The organism is Bradyrhizobium sp. i1.15.2 (assembly GCF_040548425.1).
Taxonomy (GTDB): domain Bacteria; phylum Pseudomonadota; class Alphaproteobacteria; order Rhizobiales; family Xanthobacteraceae; genus Bradyrhizobium; species Bradyrhizobium canariense.
Genome location: NZ_JBEPRQ010000005.1, coordinates 49,736 through 68,420, shown reverse-complemented (window position 1 = coordinate 68,420; position 18,685 = coordinate 49,736). Strand labels below are relative to the sequence as shown.

The 18,685-nt window shown below is 64.2% G+C and carries 19 protein-coding genes; 8 read left to right on the top strand and 11 right to left on the bottom strand.

Annotated elements, in window-relative coordinates; genetic code table 11:
* Nucleotides 1-169 precede the first annotated feature (169 nt).
* The 9 genes from ABIB80_RS12010 to ABIB80_RS11970 form a co-directional block, all read right to left on the bottom strand.
* Nucleotides 170-652: a cytochrome c-type biogenesis protein gene (locus tag ABIB80_RS12010; protein ID WP_354127474.1), complete on the bottom strand. Its 483-nt coding sequence runs from the start codon at nt 650-652 to the stop codon at nt 170-172.
* Nucleotides 653-656: 4 nt separating this feature from the next.
* Entirely contained in the window at nt 657-2,639 is a 1,983-nt protein-coding gene (locus ABIB80_RS12005; RefSeq protein ID WP_354127473.1) for a heme lyase CcmF/NrfE family subunit, read from the bottom strand.
* Nucleotides 2,636-3,145 (bottom strand): cytochrome c maturation protein CcmE, encoded by a 510-nt coding sequence (gene ccmE, locus ABIB80_RS12000; RefSeq protein WP_354127472.1) that lies wholly within the window; start codon nt 3,143-3,145, stop codon nt 2,636-2,638. The genes ABIB80_RS12005 and ccmE overlap by 4 nt, the downstream gene beginning before the upstream one ends.
* 37 nt (nt 3,146-3,182) lie before the next feature.
* Nucleotides 3,183-4,298, bottom strand: a complete 1,116-nt coding sequence (gene ccmI / locus ABIB80_RS11995) for a c-type cytochrome biogenesis protein CcmI (RefSeq protein ID WP_007593383.1) — start codon at nt 4,296-4,298, stop codon at nt 3,183-3,185.
* A gap of 131 nt (nt 4,299-4,429) precedes the next feature.
* The gene (locus ABIB80_RS11990) at nt 4,430-4,699 is read right to left on the bottom strand and encodes a hypothetical protein (protein WP_007593394.1); all 270 of its coding nucleotides are present in this window, start codon (nt 4,697-4,699) and stop codon (nt 4,430-4,432) included.
* A gap of 98 nt (nt 4,700-4,797) precedes the next feature.
* Nucleotides 4,798-6,198 carry a hypothetical protein gene (locus ABIB80_RS11985; protein ID WP_354127471.1) on the bottom strand — a complete coding sequence of 467 codons (1,401 nt, stop codon included), beginning with the start codon at nt 6,196-6,198 and terminating at the stop codon, nt 4,798-4,800.
* 159 nt (nt 6,199-6,357) lie between these two features.
* The gene (locus ABIB80_RS11980; protein ID WP_354127470.1) at nt 6,358-7,734 is read right to left on the bottom strand and encodes an ATP-binding protein; all 1,377 of its coding nucleotides are present in this window, start codon (nt 7,732-7,734) and stop codon (nt 6,358-6,360) included.
* Between the two features lie 121 nt (nt 7,735-7,855).
* Nucleotides 7,856-8,527 (bottom strand): response regulator transcription factor, encoded by a 672-nt coding sequence (locus tag ABIB80_RS11975; RefSeq protein ID WP_007593400.1) that lies wholly within the window; start codon nt 8,525-8,527, stop codon nt 7,856-7,858.
* A gap of 230 nt (nt 8,528-8,757) precedes the next feature.
* Nucleotides 8,758-8,913 carry a hypothetical protein gene (locus ABIB80_RS11970; protein WP_007593402.1) on the bottom strand — a complete coding sequence of 52 codons (156 nt, stop codon included), beginning with the start codon at nt 8,911-8,913 and terminating at the stop codon, nt 8,758-8,760.
* 234 nt (nt 8,914-9,147) lie between these two features.
* On the opposite strand from ABIB80_RS11970, the gene ku reads away from it, so the two are divergent.
* From ku to ABIB80_RS11935, 7 genes are all read left to right on the top strand, one after another.
* A complete protein-coding gene (ku, locus tag ABIB80_RS11965) occupies nt 9,148-10,131 on the top strand; it encodes a non-homologous end joining protein Ku (protein WP_007593405.1) in 984 nt (327 codons plus the stop codon).
* 57 nt (nt 10,132-10,188) lie between these two features.
* On the top strand, nt 10,189-10,425 hold the full coding sequence (locus tag ABIB80_RS11960; RefSeq protein ID WP_007593407.1) for a hypothetical protein: 237 nt from the start codon (nt 10,189-10,191) through the stop codon (nt 10,423-10,425).
* 174 nt (nt 10,426-10,599) lie between these two features.
* Nucleotides 10,600-10,782 carry a hypothetical protein gene (locus ABIB80_RS11955; protein ID WP_007593409.1) on the top strand — a complete coding sequence of 61 codons (183 nt, stop codon included), beginning with the start codon at nt 10,600-10,602 and terminating at the stop codon, nt 10,780-10,782.
* Nucleotides 10,783-10,973: 191 nt separating this feature from the next.
* Entirely contained in the window at nt 10,974-11,138 is a 165-nt protein-coding gene (locus tag ABIB80_RS11950) for a Flp family type IVb pilin (RefSeq protein ID WP_007593411.1), read from the top strand.
* A 182-nt stretch (nt 11,139-11,320) separates the two neighbouring features.
* A complete protein-coding gene (locus ABIB80_RS11945) occupies nt 11,321-12,883 on the top strand; it encodes a hypothetical protein (protein ID WP_219680766.1) in 1,563 nt (520 codons plus the stop codon).
* 175 nt (nt 12,884-13,058) lie between these two features.
* Nucleotides 13,059-14,054 carry a glycosyltransferase family 2 protein gene (locus tag ABIB80_RS11940; protein WP_354127469.1) on the top strand — a complete coding sequence of 332 codons (996 nt, stop codon included), beginning with the start codon at nt 13,059-13,061 and terminating at the stop codon, nt 14,052-14,054.
* Nucleotides 14,055-14,062: 8 nt separating this feature from the next.
* On the top strand, nt 14,063-14,746 hold the full coding sequence (locus ABIB80_RS11935; protein WP_007593418.1) for a class I SAM-dependent methyltransferase: 684 nt from the start codon (nt 14,063-14,065) through the stop codon (nt 14,744-14,746).
* A 1-nt stretch (nt 14,747) separates the two neighbouring features.
* Here the strand turns inward: ABIB80_RS11935 and ABIB80_RS11930 are convergent, their stop codons facing one another.
* Together ABIB80_RS11930 and ABIB80_RS11925 are read right to left on the bottom strand one after the other, a co-directional pair.
* Entirely contained in the window at nt 14,748-16,193 is a 1,446-nt protein-coding gene (locus tag ABIB80_RS11930; protein WP_354127468.1) for a hypothetical protein, read from the bottom strand.
* A 153-nt stretch (nt 16,194-16,346) separates the two neighbouring features.
* Nucleotides 16,347-16,559 (bottom strand): hypothetical protein, encoded by a 213-nt coding sequence (locus ABIB80_RS11925; RefSeq protein WP_157158568.1) that lies wholly within the window; start codon nt 16,557-16,559, stop codon nt 16,347-16,349.
* A gap of 440 nt (nt 16,560-16,999) precedes the next feature.
* Between ABIB80_RS11925 and ABIB80_RS11920 the strand changes: the two genes are divergently transcribed.
* Complete coding sequence (locus ABIB80_RS11920; RefSeq protein ID WP_354127618.1) at nt 17,000-18,655, top strand: thiamine pyrophosphate-requiring protein; 1,656 nt, start codon at nt 17,000-17,002, stop codon at nt 18,653-18,655.
* The last annotated feature ends 30 nt before the right edge of the window (nt 18,656-18,685 follow it).

Here is an 18,685-nt window from a genome sequence, read left to right as displayed (position 1 = left end):
GATGGGGGCTGCCGCCTTACCGTGCGCTGGCGGCGGGGTTAAACTTTTGTAATGAACGGAGAATGTGGATGCGGCAGTTTATCGCGGCCGAAAGTAGCGAGCCTGTAGGAACTTAACGAAGTTCCATAAACGCCCGCGCAGTGCCGACTTCATGCGCGCAGCAACGCAGCTAGTGAGACTTGGCTTCATCCGCCATCAATGCGGCGAGACGCGCCTCTTCCTCCGGCGAGAGCGGCGGAGCCGGGACGTCTGCACCATTTCGCGAGCGCCGGCGGATTTGCAGCCATAACGCCAGGCCGCCGCCAATCAGCAGCAGCGGCGCGAGCAGCCACAGCAGTATGTTTTGGCGCTCGAAGCGCGGCTTGAGCAGCACGAACTCGCCGTAGCGCGCAACCAGGAAATCGAGCACTTGCGAATTGCTGTCGCCAGCCGCGATGCGCTCGCGCACCAGGAGCCGCAAATCGCGCGCGAGCGGCGCATCGGAATCGTCGATCGACTGGTTCTGGCAGACCATGCAGCGCAGCTCGCGCGACAAGTCGCGTGCACGCGACTCCTTCGCAGGGTCCGACATGATCTCGTCGGGCTGCACGGCATGCGCCGCAGGTAAGGCCAGCAGCAGCAGCGCGACGAACGCGACCATCATTCGGCGCATCGGATCACTCCGCCGGCTGCAGGCGCTGCTTGGCCCGCGCCGGTTTTGGCGCACCCACCCGCAGGCGCCGGTCCGACAGCGACAGCACGCCGCCGAATGCCATCAGCACTGGCCCCCACCAGATCAGCAGCACCAGCGGCTTGTGATAGATGCGCACGGCAATGGCGCCCTCGGCAGTGGCGTCGCCGAGCGAGATGTAGAGCTGGCTGGCGCCGCGCGTCAGCAGCGCGGCCTCGGTGGTCGAGGAGCCGCGGGTGGTGAAGCTGCGCTTGGACGGCGTCATCACGCTGAGCTTCTCGCCGTCACTGCTGACGTTGAACTCGGCGATCATCTCGTGGAAGTTCGGCCCTTGACGCTGAAACAGGCCATCCAGCTTGACGTCATAGCCGGCGACATGGGCGACGTCGTTTTGTTTCATGGTCGCGATATATTCGCTATTCCAGGTGGTCTCACAAACGATCCCGATCAACGCGACGCCGAGGCCGGCATGCGCAAATACCGAGCCCCAGGCCGAGCGCGGCAGACCGCGGGCACGATGCAGCGTCGTCGCGAACGGCAGGCGAAACAAACCAGTTCGTTCGGCCAGATCCGTCGCTGCGCCGGCAATGACGAAGACGCCAAGTCCGATTGCCAATGGCGCGAGCGCGCTGCCGCCGCGCGCCCAGCCCCAGACCATGGCGACGGCGACGAGCCCGGCTACGCCTGCCGCGAGCAGACGCTGGGTGACGCCGAGCAGATCGCCGCGTTTCCATGCCAGCATCGGCCCGAACGGCACGGCGAGCAGCAACAGCGCGAACAGTGGCGCGAAGGTGAGATTGTAGAACGGCGCGCCGACCGACATCTTGAAATCGGCGAGCATCTCCATCGCCAACGGATAGAGTGTGCCGAACAGCACCACCGCGCAGGCGACCGTGAGCAGCAAATTGTTCAGCACCAGCGCGCCCTCGCGCGAGATCGGCGCAAACAGGCCGCCCTGCTTCAACGACGTCGCGCGCCCGGCGAACAGCGACAGGCTGCCCCCGATGAACAGGCAGAGAATCAGGAGAATGAACACCCCGCGGGTTGGATCGGTCGCGAAGGCATGCACCGAGGTGATGACCCCCGAGCGCACCAGGAAGGTCCCGAGCAGCGATAGCGAGAAGGTCAGGATTGACAAGAGGATGGTCCAGACCTTCAGCGCGTTGCGCTTCTCCATCACCAGCGCCGAATGCAGCAGCGCGGTGCCGGCAAGCCACGGCATTAGCGAGGCGTTCTCGACCGGGTCCCAGAACCACCAGCCGCCCCAACCCAGTTCGTAATAGGCCCAGTACGAACCCATGGCGATGCCGAGCGTCAGGAAGATCCAGGCGACCAGCGTCCACGGCCGCACCCAGCGCGCCCAGGCTGCGTCGATCCGACCCTCCAGCAGCGCCGCGATCGCGAAGGAGAACGAGATCGAGAAGCCGACATAGCCGAGATAGAGCATTGGCGGATGCACGGCGAGACCGATGTCCTGAAGCACCGGATTGAGATCGCGTCCCTCGATCGGCGGGTTGGCGATGCGCAGGAATGGGTTGGAGGTCACCAGGATGAAGAGATAGAATGCGCTGGCGATCCACGCCTGTACGGCCAGCACATGCGCGCGCAGCGACAGCGGCAGATTGTTGCCGAAGGCGGCCACCAATCCGCCGAACAGCGCAAGGATCGACACCCACAAGAGCATCGAGCCTTCATGGTTTCCCCACACGCCGGTGATCTTGTAGAGCAGCGGCTTCATGGAGTGGGAATTCTCGTAGACGTTGACGACCGAGAAATCCGACTCTACGTGCAGCATCACCAGTGCGACGAACGACGCACCGACGAACAGGAGCTGCGCCAGCGCGGTGGACCGCGCCACATTCATCAGCGCGTCATCACGCAGTCGCGCGCCGATCAGGGGCACGATGGACTGGATCAGTGCCAGTCCGAGCGCCAGCACCAGCGCATAATGTCCTGACTCCGCGATCACCGCACTGCTCCCTGCGAATTGCCCTGCGCGGTTGTGGCCGCGGGCTTGACGCCATCGGAAGCTTTGGCGCCGTAATCATCCTTCCAATGCCCCTGCTTCTTCAGGGCATCGGCGACGTCCTTTGGCATGTAGGTTTCGTCGTGCTTGGCGAGCACGGTGTCGGCCTTGAACACGCCATCGGCGTCGAGCGCGCCTTCGGCGACGACGCCCTGCCCTTCGCGGAACAGATCAGGCAAAATGCCCTTGAAGGCGACCGGAAGCTTTGCGCCACCGTCGGCGACCTCGAAGGTCACCGCGAGATTGTCGCCGCGCTGGAGCGAGCCGGGCTGCACCAGGCCGCCGAGGCGAAACCGCTTGCCGGGCGCGACGTGCTTCTCGGCGACCATGGTCGGCGTCGAGAAGAACACGATGGAGTCGCGCAGTGCGTTGAGCACCAGCGCGGCCGCGAGCGCGAGCACGGCAAGCGAGCCGCCGATGATGGTCATACGTCGCTGCTTGCGCGTCATGGCGTATCCATTCCCTGCCCGTCTCGTCCTGACATCGTCATCCGTCGAGCCCGAGTGTCTTGAGGCCTTCATCGAGCTGGCGCAACCGCGCTGCATCGTTGGCAACCGCCTGGCGGGCATCGGTCGATGCCCCCACCGCCTTGTCACGATCACCCATGACGAGATAGGCGCGCACCAGGCGCAGCCAACCCTCGACGTCGTCGCCATTCTGCTTGAGGCGCGTGGCGAGCCGTTCGACCATGCCGCGAACCATGGCGTTGCGATCGCCCTCTTTCATGTCCTTGGAAGCCGCGAGGGTCTCATCCGACAGCGCCGGCATCGTAGCGCCACCGCCGCCGACTCGCGCGAGCGAGCTCTGCACCAGAGGGCGCCACGGCGCATCCGCCGGCGCTTTCGCCAGCAGCGCTCGCCAGATATTGGCGGCGTCGTCCTTGCGGCCGTCCTGCTCGGCGGCGAGACCGAGGAAGTAGTTCGCTTTCGGATCATCCGCGCTGAGCGCGCGCGCGCGCTCGAACTCGGTCTTGGCTTCGGCGGTCACGACGCCACCGGCGGCGGCCGAGATCGCTTCGCCGAGGTCGGACCGGCGCTCCGCACTCTCGCCATTGTAGGTGAGCGAGTTGCGATAGGCGCGCACGGCGTCGTCGAAGCGGCCGAGCCGCTCCAGCACGGGCGCGATTACGTTCCAGCCGCGCCCGTCGGTTGGATTCTTTTCCAGATGTTGCTCGACCTGTACGACCAGATTCTCGAGCGACTGCGCCATGCCGGACCCGGATCCGCGCTCCCGCTGCGCCAGCGGAAAGTCCTGAAGCCTGGGCGAGCCGAGCGGCACATAGACACCAATCGCAACCAGCGGCAGGCCGGCAAGCGCCAACACGGCCGCCGCGCGGCGCCATTTGAGGCTGGATTTCGGTGCCGTTGCGGGCTCGCTTCCGGCCGCGGCGAGCAGCCTGCGGCTGACCTCGACGCGCGCGGCGTCGGCTTCGGGCGCTGCGATCAGCCCTGCGGCAAGATCACGCTCGATCTCGGCGAGTTGGTCCTTGTAGACCGCGACTTCGCTGCCCTGATTTTGCGCGCGTCCGCTACGGCCGAGCGGCAAAAGCACGGCGAAGATCGCCGCGACCGTCATCAGCGCGAACACGAACCATAGCGTCATCTGGCAAGCTTCCGGCAGCGCGCAAGCCGCGCCCACAGGTCGCTTTACACCACGGCCGGACGATGCGGCAATTGACAATTGTCAATTCGGCGCGACCGCGCACAGTCCCGAAACGGTGAAAATCCAACGGCTTAGCCGATCTCGAAGTCCGCGCTTTGAGCGGCGTCCTCGCCATGCCCGTTAAAGGCCTTCAGGAAGTATGTTCCCGGCTCGATAGCGTCGGGCAATCTGATGCGCAACGCCCCGACGGGAACGGGCGATGCAACCCTGGTGACGGTCTCAGGAAGCTGCCGACCGCTTGCCTTCTCGACCAGCACCACCTTCGCGCCTACCATCAGCCTTTGATATTTGGCAACGACGACGCGATTTTCGATTTCGATGGAACTGATAACGGATTTCATGCGCCCACAGATAGAAATATCAGAAAGTTGCACGGCGACCGTAGGGCCAGCCACCGACACCGTCAACCTGAAATTGTGTGCTGAAATATGCGCCTGGATCAGCTCGCGCGCGACGATTTGCGCTCGCCCGTGGCCGCGTTCTCCGCGGCGCGGCTCATCAGCGAGGCATAATCATCCCCGAACAGCACCTGGCAGAAGCGGATCGCGGCCTGCACCTGCTGCTGCCGATAGGTGCGGACCTTGTGATCGGCGCCGCGCAGCGACTGCACCAGCTGCTCGGTCGAACGCTCGACATATTGCTGCAGGTCGGAATAGGTGCGCAGTGTCACCTCGTTGATTGCAAGCTCGCTCGCATAATTGCGACAGGTCGCGACGAAATCGATCAGCGCCACGGTTTCCTCGACCTCGGTGCTGTCGATCCGCGCGCCCGGCGGAATGTCCTTCTCGGCGCGCTGGCGCAGGATGCGGCGGACGCGGCCGGGAACACTGTCGATCTCGGATTGCAGCGCGTTGGAGATGTCGGCCCGGATCGAGGTCAACTGCTTGCCCCAGGCGGAGTCGTTGCGCAGGTCGAGCTCGGTACGCAGGCCTCGGACGCCGTCGTGCAGCGTCTTGAGATTGCCGGCGACATTGTCGAAATGACCGCGCTTGATGTCCATGCGCAGGATGGCGGCCACGCAGGACAGGTCATGCAGCGCCATCGTGACCGCGACGCCATAGGGCGTTGCCGCGACACGGATCTCGTCGTCGGACGCGGCAATCTTGATGGCGAGGCGGATGATCTGCCACGGCGCGGTCATCCGCTGCACGACGATGGAGAGCGCGAAGGGCAGCATCTGCGGCGTCTGGAGGACGGGAATGTTGAGCGCCGCAGTCACCGAGGCGATCTGGGCATCGCCGAAGGCGCGCAAAGAGCGCGGCAGCTTCTCGTTCAAGGTGGCGATGGCGTCGCGGACCGCAAGCACCGCCCCGGTCGAATAGAGGTCCTCGATCACGTTGGGCGGACCAACGCGTGCGAGCGCACGCGATTTGTCACCCCCGCCCGGTCCCGTCAGCTCGAAGATGGCATCCGCAGCGACCGCCTGGAGCTTCGAGGCCAGCGCTTCGACCTGCCCTGAGCTGTCGGCCGGCATGCGCGCCAGCGCCGCCTCGAATTCATTCAGCTTGGCCGGAGCACCGTCGCGGCCGAGCCATTGCCAGATCGGAGCCAGCGAAGAGCGGCGGATCTGCCCGGCCCGGATCGGGGCGCCTGCTTCGACGAGGAATGGTTCCAGCACCTGGAACAGCAGCCGCGACAGATCGTCCGTACGCGGCGGTGGGGCCTCGTCGGCTTCCGTCTTGCGGACAATCTTGCGCAGCTGGTCGAGCACGAGGGTTGCCACGGCCGTGTCCTGACCGCGCTCGAGCGCGCGCTCGAACTCCCGCATCAACAGCGCCTGCGCCTGCGGCGGGAGCTGCGCGAGATAGTCCCTCAGCCGCTCGATCGATGTCTGGCTCATGCGCCCGGGTAATGAACGGTAAAATGGCGGACGTGGGGTCCGTCCTGCTCGATCATAGGTGGGGCCACTTAAGAAGCCGTTTAGGAAGTCGCTCCGAATACCCCTGGTTTCGTCCGGATCGGTGTGCCGCAGGCCGAATAGTCGCGTCGGAACAAGGGATTATATTCCGGGGAGGACCAGCTCCGCCCGCAGGCCCCCCGTCGGTGCGCGGCCGAGGGAGAGGCTGCCGCCATAGAGCGCAGCGAGCTCGGTCACGATCGACAGCCCCAGCCCCGACCCGGGCTTGGATTCGTCGAGCCGCTGGCCGCGCCGTGAGACCTGGGTGCGCTCGGCCTCCGACAGGCCGCGGCCGTCGTCGTCGACGATGATATGCAGCCGCGGACCGCTGCTCGCCTGATGCGGCGCTTCCACCAGAACTTCGATGAAGACCCGCGAGGCCGCCCATTTGCAGGCGTTGTCGACGAGATTGCCGACCATCTCCTCCAGATCCTGCCGCTCGCCACGAAATTTCGCCGACGGATCGGCCTCGGCCTCGACCACGATGCCGCGGCCGCGGTGGATCTTCTCCATGGTCCGCCGCAGTGCCTCGATGGCCGGTGCAACCTCCGTCACCGTCGCGACGACCGAGACCCGCGCCGCGATGCGCGCGCGCTCGAGATGATGGGCGACCTGGTCGCGCATCACGTCGGCCTGCTCCATCACCTTGGCCGCGAACGGATCGGTGGCATGCGCGCCGGCCTCGTTCACGATGACCGAGAGCGGCGTCTTGATGGCGTGGGCGAGATTGCCGACATGGGTGCGTGCGCGCTCGACGATCTCGCGATTGGCGTCGATCAGCGCGTTGGTCTCGCGCGCCAGCGGCGCGATCTCGACCGGGAACTCGCCCTCGAGCCGCTCCGCCCGCCCGGACCGGATGTCGGCGATGGATTCGGAGATGCGCTTGAGCGGCGCGAGACCGAAGCGGACCTGGAACACGGTGGTCAGCAGCAACACGATGCCGAGCGCGGTGAAGGTGCCGCCGAGGTAGTAATCGAAACTGCGCGTCTCGTCGAAAATCTCGGTGTCGTCGCCGGCGACACTGACGAGAAATTTGCCGTCCGCGCCGAGATCGACCGGCCGCTCCACCATACGCAGATTCTGTCCCTCGGGACCGTCGACATAAGCGATCCGGATGCCGGCGGCGGTAAGCTCGGTGCCCTCCTCTTCCAGCTTCGGCAGCTTCTTGTCCCAGAGCGAGCGCGAGGAGCGCACCTCCGGCTTTTCGGTGTCGGTCCGCGTGATCTGCCAGTACCAGCCGGACAACGGCAGCTCGAACAGAGGCTCGCCGAGCGATTGGAACTGGCGGTCCGGGGGCTCGTCGGGGGTGGCGACCTCGGCGATCAGCGTGCGGAGATAGAGATTGAGCCGGCGGTCGAAGGCGCGCTCGGTGGCGTTCTTGTAGACCGACGACAGCACCACGCCGGTGATGGCCAGGATCACCACGAGCCACGCGGTCGCCGACAGAAACAGGCGGTTCGCGAGCGAGCTGGCGGGCATCGGAATGATCCCGGAGGCGCGGGGTGGCATGGCGTCGGAACTCATGACCCGAACAAGGCCTCTGCCGGGCCGCCCGTCAAGCCAAGATACGTCTAGACAAGATAGTCCGAGACACCACGCTTCAAGCGCCGGGGGTCGGCGGGGTCAGGAGATAGCCGAGGCCACGGACAGTCTGGATGATGTCGACGTCGAGCTTCTTGCGGATGCGGCCGACGAAGACCTCGATGGTGTTGGAGTCGCGGTCGAAGTCCTGGTCGTAGAGGTGCTCGACCAGTTCGGTGCGGGACACGACGCGCCCCGAATGGTGCATCAGGTAGGCCAGAAGCCGATATTCGTGCGACGTCATCTTGATGGGATTACCCGACACGCTGACCCGTCCGGTCCTGGTGTCGAGCGTGACGGGGCCGCAGCTCAGCTCGCTCTGGGCGTGGCCGGTGGAGCGGCGCAGCAGCGCGCGGATGCGCGCCAGCACCTCCTCCAGGTGGAACGGCTTTGCGACATAGTCGTCGGCACCGGCATCGAAGCCCTGGACCTTGTCGCTCCAGCGGTCACGCGCGGTGAGGATCAGGACCGGCATGGTACGGCCGTTGCGCCGCCAGGCTTCCAGCACCGAGATGCCGTCCTTCTTCGGCAGGCCGATGTCGAGCACCACGGCGTCGTAGGGCTCGTTGTCACCGAGATAATGCCCCTCCTCCCCGTCGAAGGCGCGATCGACGACATAGCCGGCGTCGGTCAGCGCCTTGGTAAGCTGGCGATTGAGATCGGGGTCGTCCTCAACGACGAGCAGGCGCACGCTTCTCTCCAGAATTAGGCCGCATGAACACCCGCACAGATGAGCAATTCCGGCGTGAACTGAATATGAACACGGGGAACCGGCCGCGTTACTTTTTGGTCATATCCGACCTGTTCGCGATCAACGCACTGCGCCCGCCAGGCCACCGGACGAACCGGCGGCCTGGCGGGCGCAATGTGCCGCGTTACGCGGCGAGTCGGAAGGTGCGAACCGTCCGGTCGATCTGCCGATCAGGTCCGGAAGAAAACGAACCAGATGACCGCGAGGATCAGGATCGCGAGCCCGGTGGATATGGCGAGCAGCGCCGCCACCGACGGCCCGGGCTCGCCCTGGCGCGCCTCGGTCGGAGTTTCCACGATCTGACGTTGGTCTCGCGTGGTTGCCATGGTGACCTCAATTTCTGGCCGTCGCGTCGGATGGCTGCGACTCCTCGCGGCGGAATGTCCCGTGGCAACGCATGATCGGATATGATGTTCCGGCCTTTGCAGCCGGATCAGGCTGCAACCGCGCGCCGGGCGGCCGGTTAACGCAGATGCAAGATTCAGCGATCCGCCTTGCTATGATTCGGTGTTCCCCGATGGTATCTTCGTCTTCTGTCCCCGTTGCGTTTGGAGTAGCCCATGGCCCCCCGCGCCAATTGGAAGGGTTTTCTGCGTTTGTCGCTCGTGACCTGCCCGGTCGCTCTCTATCCGGCCACTTCGGATACCGAGAAGGTCTCGTTCAACCAGATCAACCGCAAGACCGGCCACCGGATCAAGTACCTCAAGGTCGACGCCGAGACCGGTGACGAGGTGACTTCGGAGGACATCGTCAAGGGCTACAAGGTCGACACCGACACCTATATCGAGGTCACCAAGGACGAGCTCGACGACATCGCGCTGGACTCCACCCACACGATCGAGATCGACGAGTTCGTACCGAAGACCGACATCGACAGCCGCTATCTGATCCGTCCCTATTATCTCGTGCCCGATGGCAAGGTCGGTCACGACGCCTTTGCGGTGATCCGCGAGACGATCCGGAGCATGGACAAGGTCGCGATCGGCCGCGTGGTGCTGACCAACCGCGAGCACATCATCGCGCTGGAGCCGCTCGGGAGCGGCCTGATGGGGACGCTGCTGCGCTACCCCTACGAGGTGCGCGGCGAGAACGACTATTTCGACGACATCCAGGACGTTAAGCTGACCAAAGACATGCTCGACCTTGCAAAGCACATCGTCGAGAAGAAGTCCGGCGCGTTCGAGCCCGAGCTGTTCGAGGACCACTACGAGACCGCGCTGATCGACCTCATCAACAAGAAGCGCAGCGGCGCGCCCATCGCAGCAAAGACCGCGCCCAAGACCGGTGGCAACGTCATCAACCTCATGGACGCGCTGAAGAAGAGCATCGCGAACGAGAAGGACGCAGGCCCCGCGGCGAAAGTGGCCAAGGATGTGACCAAGGACGCCCTCAAGGGCAAGAAGCCGAAAAAGCGCGTCGAAGGCCAGCGCGAGATGCTGCTGCCAATCGCCGGCAAGGGCGGCAAGGACGCTGCTGCGAAAGCCGCTCCCAAAAAAGGCGACAAGCCGGTGCGCGCGCCGGCTCGGGCGAAGAAGGCCGGCTAGCAGCATCGCACAGCGACGACGCCGTGATGCCTCCCCTCGTCGATCGGCCGACCTGACATGCCCTGGTCGACCGCATTCGACGATCCCATTTCGTTACGTGGCGGGCGCAAGCTGCGGACGCTGCAAGAAGCTGCCGATCACATCATGCGACTGCCCGAGGACACGCAGCATGCGAGCCACTGGCAGACCGCGATCGAAACCCTGATCAACGCGGCCGAGACCGGCGGCGGCTGGATGATGTTCGCCCGCATCGCGGTATTGCGGGCGATGAATGCGGACGGTCGGCGCGACTGAGCCGGCGCCCCGCTCAAGAACAGGCTCAACAATCCGTTAAGCCAAGCCCGCGCTTTCAGCGTCTGCCCGCGGTCGCGGGGACGACACGTAATCCTACGGAAGGCAAAATTAACCGACGCTTCCCGCTCCGCGCAGCATTGTTGCGCCTCGATTGAACCCGGGATTTGCAGGCTCGTGCAGCAGCAGGACGCCAGAAAGAACTACATCGGCATCGTCAACGACGCGGCCGAGGAAGAAAGCCTCGCCGGCAGCTCCGCGCGGGCGCAGCCATGCGCGGTGAGCTATCTGGTCGGACGCCTGGCAACGGTGCTGAAACGCCCCGGCAAGGCCGCGCCGGAACGCCAGATCTCGTCCTGAGACGGGATGACGATATCGCCAAATGCGTCCGAATTGGGTGACGAAACCTTAAGTCAATCGGTGACACCATACCAAACGGCAGGTGAGGACCATCCACCTGGGTTTTGACGCGCCCGCGAAAAATTGCTGAATCAATTTACCATTCCGAAAACGGCACCAGCCTAGGTTGGACGGATGAACAGGAGTTGACGATGACTTTGCTCAAGTCATTTCTTGCCGATGAAAATGGTGCCACTGCCATCGAGTATTGTCTGATCGCCACCGGCATCGCGTTTGCGATCATCGCGGCCGTGAACAACACCGGCAGCGCACTCCTGAGCGGCAAATTCAACTCGGTCGGCGCGGCGGTCAAGTAGCCGGCATTGCCGGCGCGCCGCAATCTCATCAGCACAAGTCCGCGTGCAGCGCGTCGGATGACGGGCTCCTCCTTCCGATGCGGCGACGACCCAGCTTGATTTTCGCGAATTCGCAATATGGCGTTGTGTCGGGCGGTTGCGCCATCGTAGAGCGTAAGCTCAAACTGCAGCGGCCCGATGACATGATTTCTTCTGACAAGCCGACCTCGACAATCCGGGCTGGTCTTGGCTCGGACCGATCGGTGGCGATCACCGTTCTTGCTGTCCTGGCGGCTGTGTCATTTCTTCCGGTGCTGCTGACCCCTATCCCCGCGATGGTCGACTATCCCAATCACCTCGCCCGGATGTATATTCTGAACCAGAACGGCACCCCCAACGCCAATCCGCATTACGAAGTGGCTTGGGCATTCTATCCCAACCTTGGCATGGATCTGCTGGTCCCGCAGATGGCGCGGCTGATCAGCGTCGAGAACGCCACGCGGCTGTTTCTGCTCCTGAGTCAATTGCTGATCGTTGGGGGCGCGCTCTTGCTCGAATGGGCGCGGAAGGGACGGGTCCATCTCGCCGGCTTTGCGGCGCTCGCGTTCCTTTACTGCCTACCGTTCAGCTGGGGCTTCGTGAATTTCGAGTTCGGACTGGGCCTCGCTCTCTGCGGCATCGCCGTCTATCTGATGCTCGCGGAACGCCCATGGCCATTGCGTTTCGTCGTCAACATGGTCTTCGTCGCTGCGCTATTTGCGGCGCATTTCTTCTCCCTCGGCATCTACGGCGCGACGCTCGGCCTTTACGAGCTCTCGCGCATCCGCCATGGGCGAATATCGTACGGTGTCGCCGCCGCGCGGCTCGCCGCGCTGGCCGTACCGGCGCTTGCCCTGTTTGGGATCATGCGCATGACTGCGGGATCGATCGGAAGCGAAGGAACGAACTGGTTCTTCGGATTCAAGCCGATCTGGCCGTTGCGCATCATGAACGGTTACAATTTGACGATCGCGGCTGCGACCGGGCTTGCGCTGATGATCTCGCTGTTTTTCGCCGCAAGACGCGGCGTCCTCAAGCTCGAAGCAGCCGGGATCTGGCTCGCGACCGGCTTCGCGCTGCTCTACGTCGTCATTCCCTCGAAGCTGTTCGGAACTTCGTTCGTCGACCTTCGCGTGATTCCCGCTGCGGCTCTGATCCTGCCGGCCTTCTGCTCTATTACGCTGCCCAGCCGGACATGGAGAATGGCAGCGCTCGCCGCGATCAGTGGCATCATCCTGGTCAATCTCGCCGTCGTGCTCGCGGTGTGGTTGCCTTACCGCACCGACTATGCGGCCATCGTCGAGTCGTTCCACAAGATCGATCGCGGCTCGCGCATCCTGGTCGCCAGCACGGACGACAATGGAGACCCGCCCTTCGCCGACCTCACCTCATATCCGATGTATTATGCGCCTACGCTCGCCGTGCACTATGCCAACGCGTTCGTGCCCAATCTATTTACGGAAGCGGGCAAGCAGCCCGTGCGGCCACGCGAGGACGTGCGCCGCCTTGCCATTCCCTACGGGGGGCCGATGCCGCTGGGCGTGCTGACCGCGATTGCGGCAAGCCGGCCGCCAGCTGGCGTTCCGCCGTTCGTCAGCACCTGGCCCCAGGACTACGACTATCTCTACGTCCTCGGACCGCGGGCCGTAAACCCACTGCCGGATCTGCTGGAAGCGCTGGATACCTCGGAGCGATTTGTTCTCTACAAGATCCGCCGCAAGCCCTAAGTCGCAAGTCCTGGGCCAAAGCCGCGGCTGCTCGGCGTGGTTAATCGGGCATCACCATTCGCACCGCTTTTTGGAAGCCACCCCGGCTCCCCATATCCTTTAACGGTTGTGGCAAGGCGACCTTAACCACCCCCGGCATAGACTTCCGCTCCTGCAACGAGTTGGACTCTCTCGCATGGCGGCCAATTTCCAGTCGATCCGCTACAGCCTCGTCATCCCCGTGTTCAACGAGGAAGCCGTGTTGCCGGTGCTGCTGCGCAGGCTCGACCTGGTCTTGTCCCGGCTCGACGGGCCGGCTGAGGCGATCTTCGTCGACGACGGCAGCAGCGATTCCAGTTCGATCGTGCTACAGGCGCTCGCCACGCGCGACCCGCGCTTTCGCTATATCGGCCTGTCGCGAAATTTCGGGCATCAGATCGCCATCACCGCCGGCATGGACGCCGCGCAAGGTGAAGCAATCATCGTCATGGATGCCGATTTGCAGGATCCGCCTGAAGTGATCGAGCAATTGATCGCAAAATGGCAGGAAGGCAACGACATCGTCCACGCCCGCCGCCTGTCGCGCGACGGCGAAAGCCGATTCAAACGCGCGACCGCGCATCTGTTCTATCGGCTTCTCGGCAGGATGTCCTCGGTCGGCATCCCCGCCGATGTCGGCGACTTCCGCCTGATCGATCGCAAGGTGCTCGACGCGCTTCGGCAGATGCCGGAGCAGGACCGCTTCGTACGCGGCATGATCGCCTGGCTCGGCTTCCGGCAGGCCGAGGTCGCCTTCCACCGCCTCGAACGTGCAGCGGGCGAGACCAAATATCCGCTGTTCAAGATGGTGCGGCTCGCGATGAACGCCGCGCTCGGCTTTTCCGATCTGCCCTTGCGCCTGGCAATCTGGTGCGGATTGACGGTCTCGGGTCTGGCACTGCTCTACGGCGGCTGGGTGATCCTGTTGTGGCTCAGCAACGACCGTCACCTCGTCACCGGCTGGTCCTCGACGATGGTCGTCGTGTCCCTGTTGTGTGGAATGAACATGCTGATGACGGGTATCGTGGGGCTTTACGTCGGCCGCATCCATGCCGAGGTGAAACGTCGCCCGCTCTATGTGGTGCAGACCCGCGCTGGCTTCGACCGCAACGAGACGGCGGCCGCACCCGCGATCCACGCCGTCAACGAGTGAGCCGGCGCATGACCGAGCTCTTCGACGGTTATCACGACAACTACCGTGACGTGGTCCAATCCTCGATCGACTTCTCCGGCTTGCCGCATCACTTCTTCATGCGCGCCAAGGCCGATCTCCTGGGCAATCTGATCGCGCAGCGGCTCGACAAGGAGAGGCCCGACATGCTGGACGTCGGCTGCGGCGTGGGCAGCCTTCATCCCCTGCTGCACGGCATGGTCGGCCGCTTGAGTGGGATCGACGTTTCTTCGGCCAGCCTGGCGCAGGCACGCGCTGACAACGGCAAGGTCGACTACCGTGAGTTTGACGGCCGCACCTTTCCTTTCGACGATGCCAGCTTCGATCTGGTCACCGCCGTCTGCGTGATGCACCACGTCGTGCCGGCCGAATGGGCGCAATTCATCGCCGAGATGCGGCGCGTGACGCGACCCGGGGGACTCGTCTGCGTCATCGAGCACAATCCATACAACCCGCTGACCCGCCTTGCCGTCGCGCGTTGTGAGTTCGACCGGGACGCCGTCCTGCTCGGGGCGGGTAAAACCCGAAAATTGATGGCTGCCGGCGGCTTGCGCGAGATCGGTGCGCGCCATTTCCTGCTGCTGCCCTGGGACACCAAGCCGGCACGGCGCCTCGAAGCGACCCTGAGCGGCGTGCCGCTCGGCGGCCAATACGTCGCCTTCGGGACCGCTTGATCTATTTTTGCGGCATATCTCGCCGCTTGTGCACGACCGCCACGTCGTCGCTGTAGACGCGCTGCCATTGGGGCAGCCGGTCCAGCATCGCTATCGCCGGCGTTCCCGGCGCGAGCAGCGTTGCGCCGATGTTGTATTCGTCGAGCAACTTGAGAAAGTCGCCGAGATCGACCAGCGCCAGGGCACGATTGTAGCGGTTGATGAACGCTCCCCCGTACAGTTCACCGCGACCGTCGATAAAGGTGGGAATGCCGGCAAAGATCAAATAGCCGCCAAAGGAATAATCGTTGAGCACGTGCCCCGCCGTGGCGAGGTTGGCTTCAGCGATGGCAGCCTGAGGGGTAATGGCCGGAGCCGGTCGTATGTCACGCGCCAGCGTCGCCCCGCTCACCACGATCAACACACCCAGCGTGGCCAGGTTCAGGCCGCGTGACGAGCCGGGAGCATCTTCTCCCACCGGTCCGCCGAACGTCCGCGCCAGCGGAGCCGCCAGATAGAGCGGCGCCAGCATGGCCAGCAGATCCGCATTGCGGATCTGGGCCAGCGCGAAATGCAGCAAGCCGATCACGACCAACGCACGCACGACCGGCAGCGTCACGCCACGCGAGAGCGCGAAGATGCCGGCCAGCAGCAGCAATTCGAAGAAGCCTATGTGGCTGAAATCCTGCGGCCGCCATTCCGCGATCCAACCGAGCGCGGGGCCGAGGCCGAGCGTCGTCAGCGGCATCAGCAGCGGTTCCGGCCCGTAGGGCGTCAGGCAGGACGCCGCGACCGCGAGCGCGGTGAACGGCAGCCACTGCAGGAACACGCGTGGCCATTCGCTACGCTTCTCGCGCAGCAGCGCCTCGAGCCCCGCAGGGCCGATCAGTCCAAGCGCCAGCACCACACTGCCGTGCAGATTGGCCCACACGACCAGTAGAGGAAGGGCCCAATACGGCGGAGGCCCACCACGATCCATGCAGCGCACCAGGGCAGCCGCCCAGGTCACCATCAGCGGCAGCACCAGCACGTGTGGCCGCGCCAGCATATGCGGCGCCAACAGGATGACGGCCGCGATCACCATGAGCAGCGTCTGGGTCGGCGAAAGCTCGCGCAGCAGGAAGAACGTCAACAAACCAAAGGCGAGCGCTATCGCCGCGGCAGCGACGACGAGGACGCCCTGCCAGCCGGCAAGCGCGTAGGCACCGGCGTAGATGATCTCCGAGAGCCATTCGAAGGTGATCCAGGGCGCGCCGTGCCTCGAAAAGGAAAATGGGTCAGTCGCCGGCAGCATGCCGTGCGCGATGATCCAGCGCCCGACTTCGATGTGCGAATAGCTGTCGGGATCATTGAGCAGCCGCGGTCCAAGAATCAGCAACAGGGCATATACCCCAAGGCTCACCAGCCAGGGAAGCGCAGCACGCGCCGAAAACGGTTGAACCTCGCTGTGGACGACCTGGTCACTCATGGCGAGCGCAAGTTAGGGCGCAAGCGTTAAATTCCTCTTTGACTTCACCGCGCCTGGCTTGGTGCGGCGGGCCGGTCACGCTTTGTGAACTATACTCCCGGCTGCGAAATCCAGGCTGCGGCGCTTTGACGACCATGTGGGTCCTGATACGCTTCACACTGTCAATCCACCAACCACAGCTGCTTGAAGGATGCGGATGAGAAGCGTGATGCTCCTGGCTTTCAGCCTCATCGTTGTCGGCGTCTGGTCGCAGGACAGCGCAAGAGGACAGACTTCGGCCGCCCCGCCGGTTTCGCTTTCTCCGCCCAATGCATCGCCGCCGCATGCGGGCGCCAAAAATTCCAGACCTCCGCCGGCAGCATCCATCAGAGAAGCTTCGCCGCCGGTGATCGGCGGGCTTCCATCGGCGCCGAACCCGGCCGCCGACTACGATGGCTTCAGCGTAGGCCCCGGCGAGGGCAATGACACCTCGAGCCAAGTGGTGCCGCCTGTGAGGTCACGCACGGCGAAGGGCTCCAGGGCCGATCCGGGTGCTAAAGGCGCCGCTGAGCAATTGATCGATCAAGAAGACGAGGCGTTGAAACGCAAGCTGAGGATCTGCCAAAGCTGCAAGTAGCGGTCGTAGCGGATGGAGCGCGGCGAATTCGTCATTGGTATATCCGGTGGAACGGCCCCGGATTGCGCTGCGCTCCATCCGGGCTACGGCAACCTGCTGCATAGCTGACCTACCGCGACTCTCATCGCCCGCGCTTTACCCTTTCCCCGATTCCTGATCCTCTCTTCCCTAATCGGCCGGACCAACCGGCCTGCCCAGGGAGAGAAACGCCATGAAGCTCGGCACCGCGATTGCGGAAATCATGAAGCGCGAGGGGATCGAGATCCTCTGCGGTTATCCGGTCAATCATCTGATCGAGCATGCGGCCAAGGCCGATATCCGGCCCGTGATGGTGCGGCAGGAGCGCGTCGGCATCCACATGGCGGATGCGATCTCGCGGGTGACATCGGGACGCTCGATCGGCGCGTTCTGCATGCAGCACGGGCCCGGTGCGGAGAACGCGATGGGCGGTGTCGCGCAATGCTACGGCGAATCCGTTCCCGTGCTGGTGCTGCCGATGGGCTATCAGCGCAGGCTTGCGCATATCGAGCCGAACTTCAATTCCAGCGAGGCGATGAAGGCGTTTTCGAAATCGTCCGAACCGATCATCCTCGCCGCGGAAGTCGCCAACATCTTTCGCCGCGCCTTCACCAAGCTGAAGAACGGCCGCGGCGGGCCTGTCATCGTCGAGATCCCCGCCGACATGTGGAACGAAGAGGTGCCTGAGCCGCTGAACTACACGCCTGTGCTGCGCACCCGCTACGGCGCTGACCCCGTTCATGTGAAGGAGGCGGCCGACCTGCTCGTCAACGCCAAGCGCGCGGTGATCTATGCCGGCCAGGGCGTGCATTACGCGCAGGCGTGGCCGCAATTGAAACGGCTGGCCGAACGGCTCGCCATTCCCGTCACCACCAGCCTTGGGGGCAAATCGTCCTTTCCGGAAACGCATCCGCTCTCGCTCGGCTCCGGCGGGCTCGCCGTGCCGCGCGCGGTGCCGAAGTTCCTGGCCGAGGCCGACGTCATTTTCGGCATCGGCTGCTCTTTCACTGAAACAGGCTTCGGCATCGCGATGCCCAAAGACAAAACCATCATCCACTCGACGCTCGATCCGAACCATCTCAACAAGGACGTGGAAGCCAGGATCGGCCTCGTCGGCGATGCCGGGCTCGTGCTCGACGCGCTGCTGGAGGAGATCGGCAAGACCGTCAGCGCGGATCGGGACGCCTCGGCGGTCGCGGCCGAGATCGCGGCCTCGCACAAGGAGTGGCTGGCGAAATGGATGCCGAAGCTCACCAGCAATGATGCGCCTTTGAGCCCCTATCGCGTGCTATGGGACCTGCAGCACACCGTCGACATCGGCAACACCATCATCACCCACGATGCCGGCAGCCCGCGCGACCAGCTCTCGCCGTTCTGGAAGTCGGTCGAGCCCCTCACCTATCTCGGCTGGGGCAAGACGACGCAGCTCGGCTACGGCCTTGGGTTGGCAATGGGCGCCAAGCTCGCAAGGCCAGACAAGCTCTGCATCAATGTCTGGGGCGATGCCGCGATCGGCTTCACCGGCATGGATTTCGAGACCGCGGTGCGCGAGCGCATTCCGATCATGTCGATCCTGCTGAACAATTTTTCGATGGCGATCGAATTGAAGGTGATGCCGGTTTCGACCGAGAAATACCGGTCGACCGACATTTCCGGCGACTACGCCGCGATGGCGCGCGCCTTCGGCGGCTATGGCGAGCGGGTGACGAGACCTGAGGACATCATCCCCGCGATCAGGCGCGGCATCCAGAAGACGCAGGAAGGCATTCCCGTGCTGCTGGAGTTGATCACCAGCAAGGAGACCGAGGTGTCGCGGCCGGGCACGTGAAGCGGACCGGATTCTGGCAGCAAACTCGCT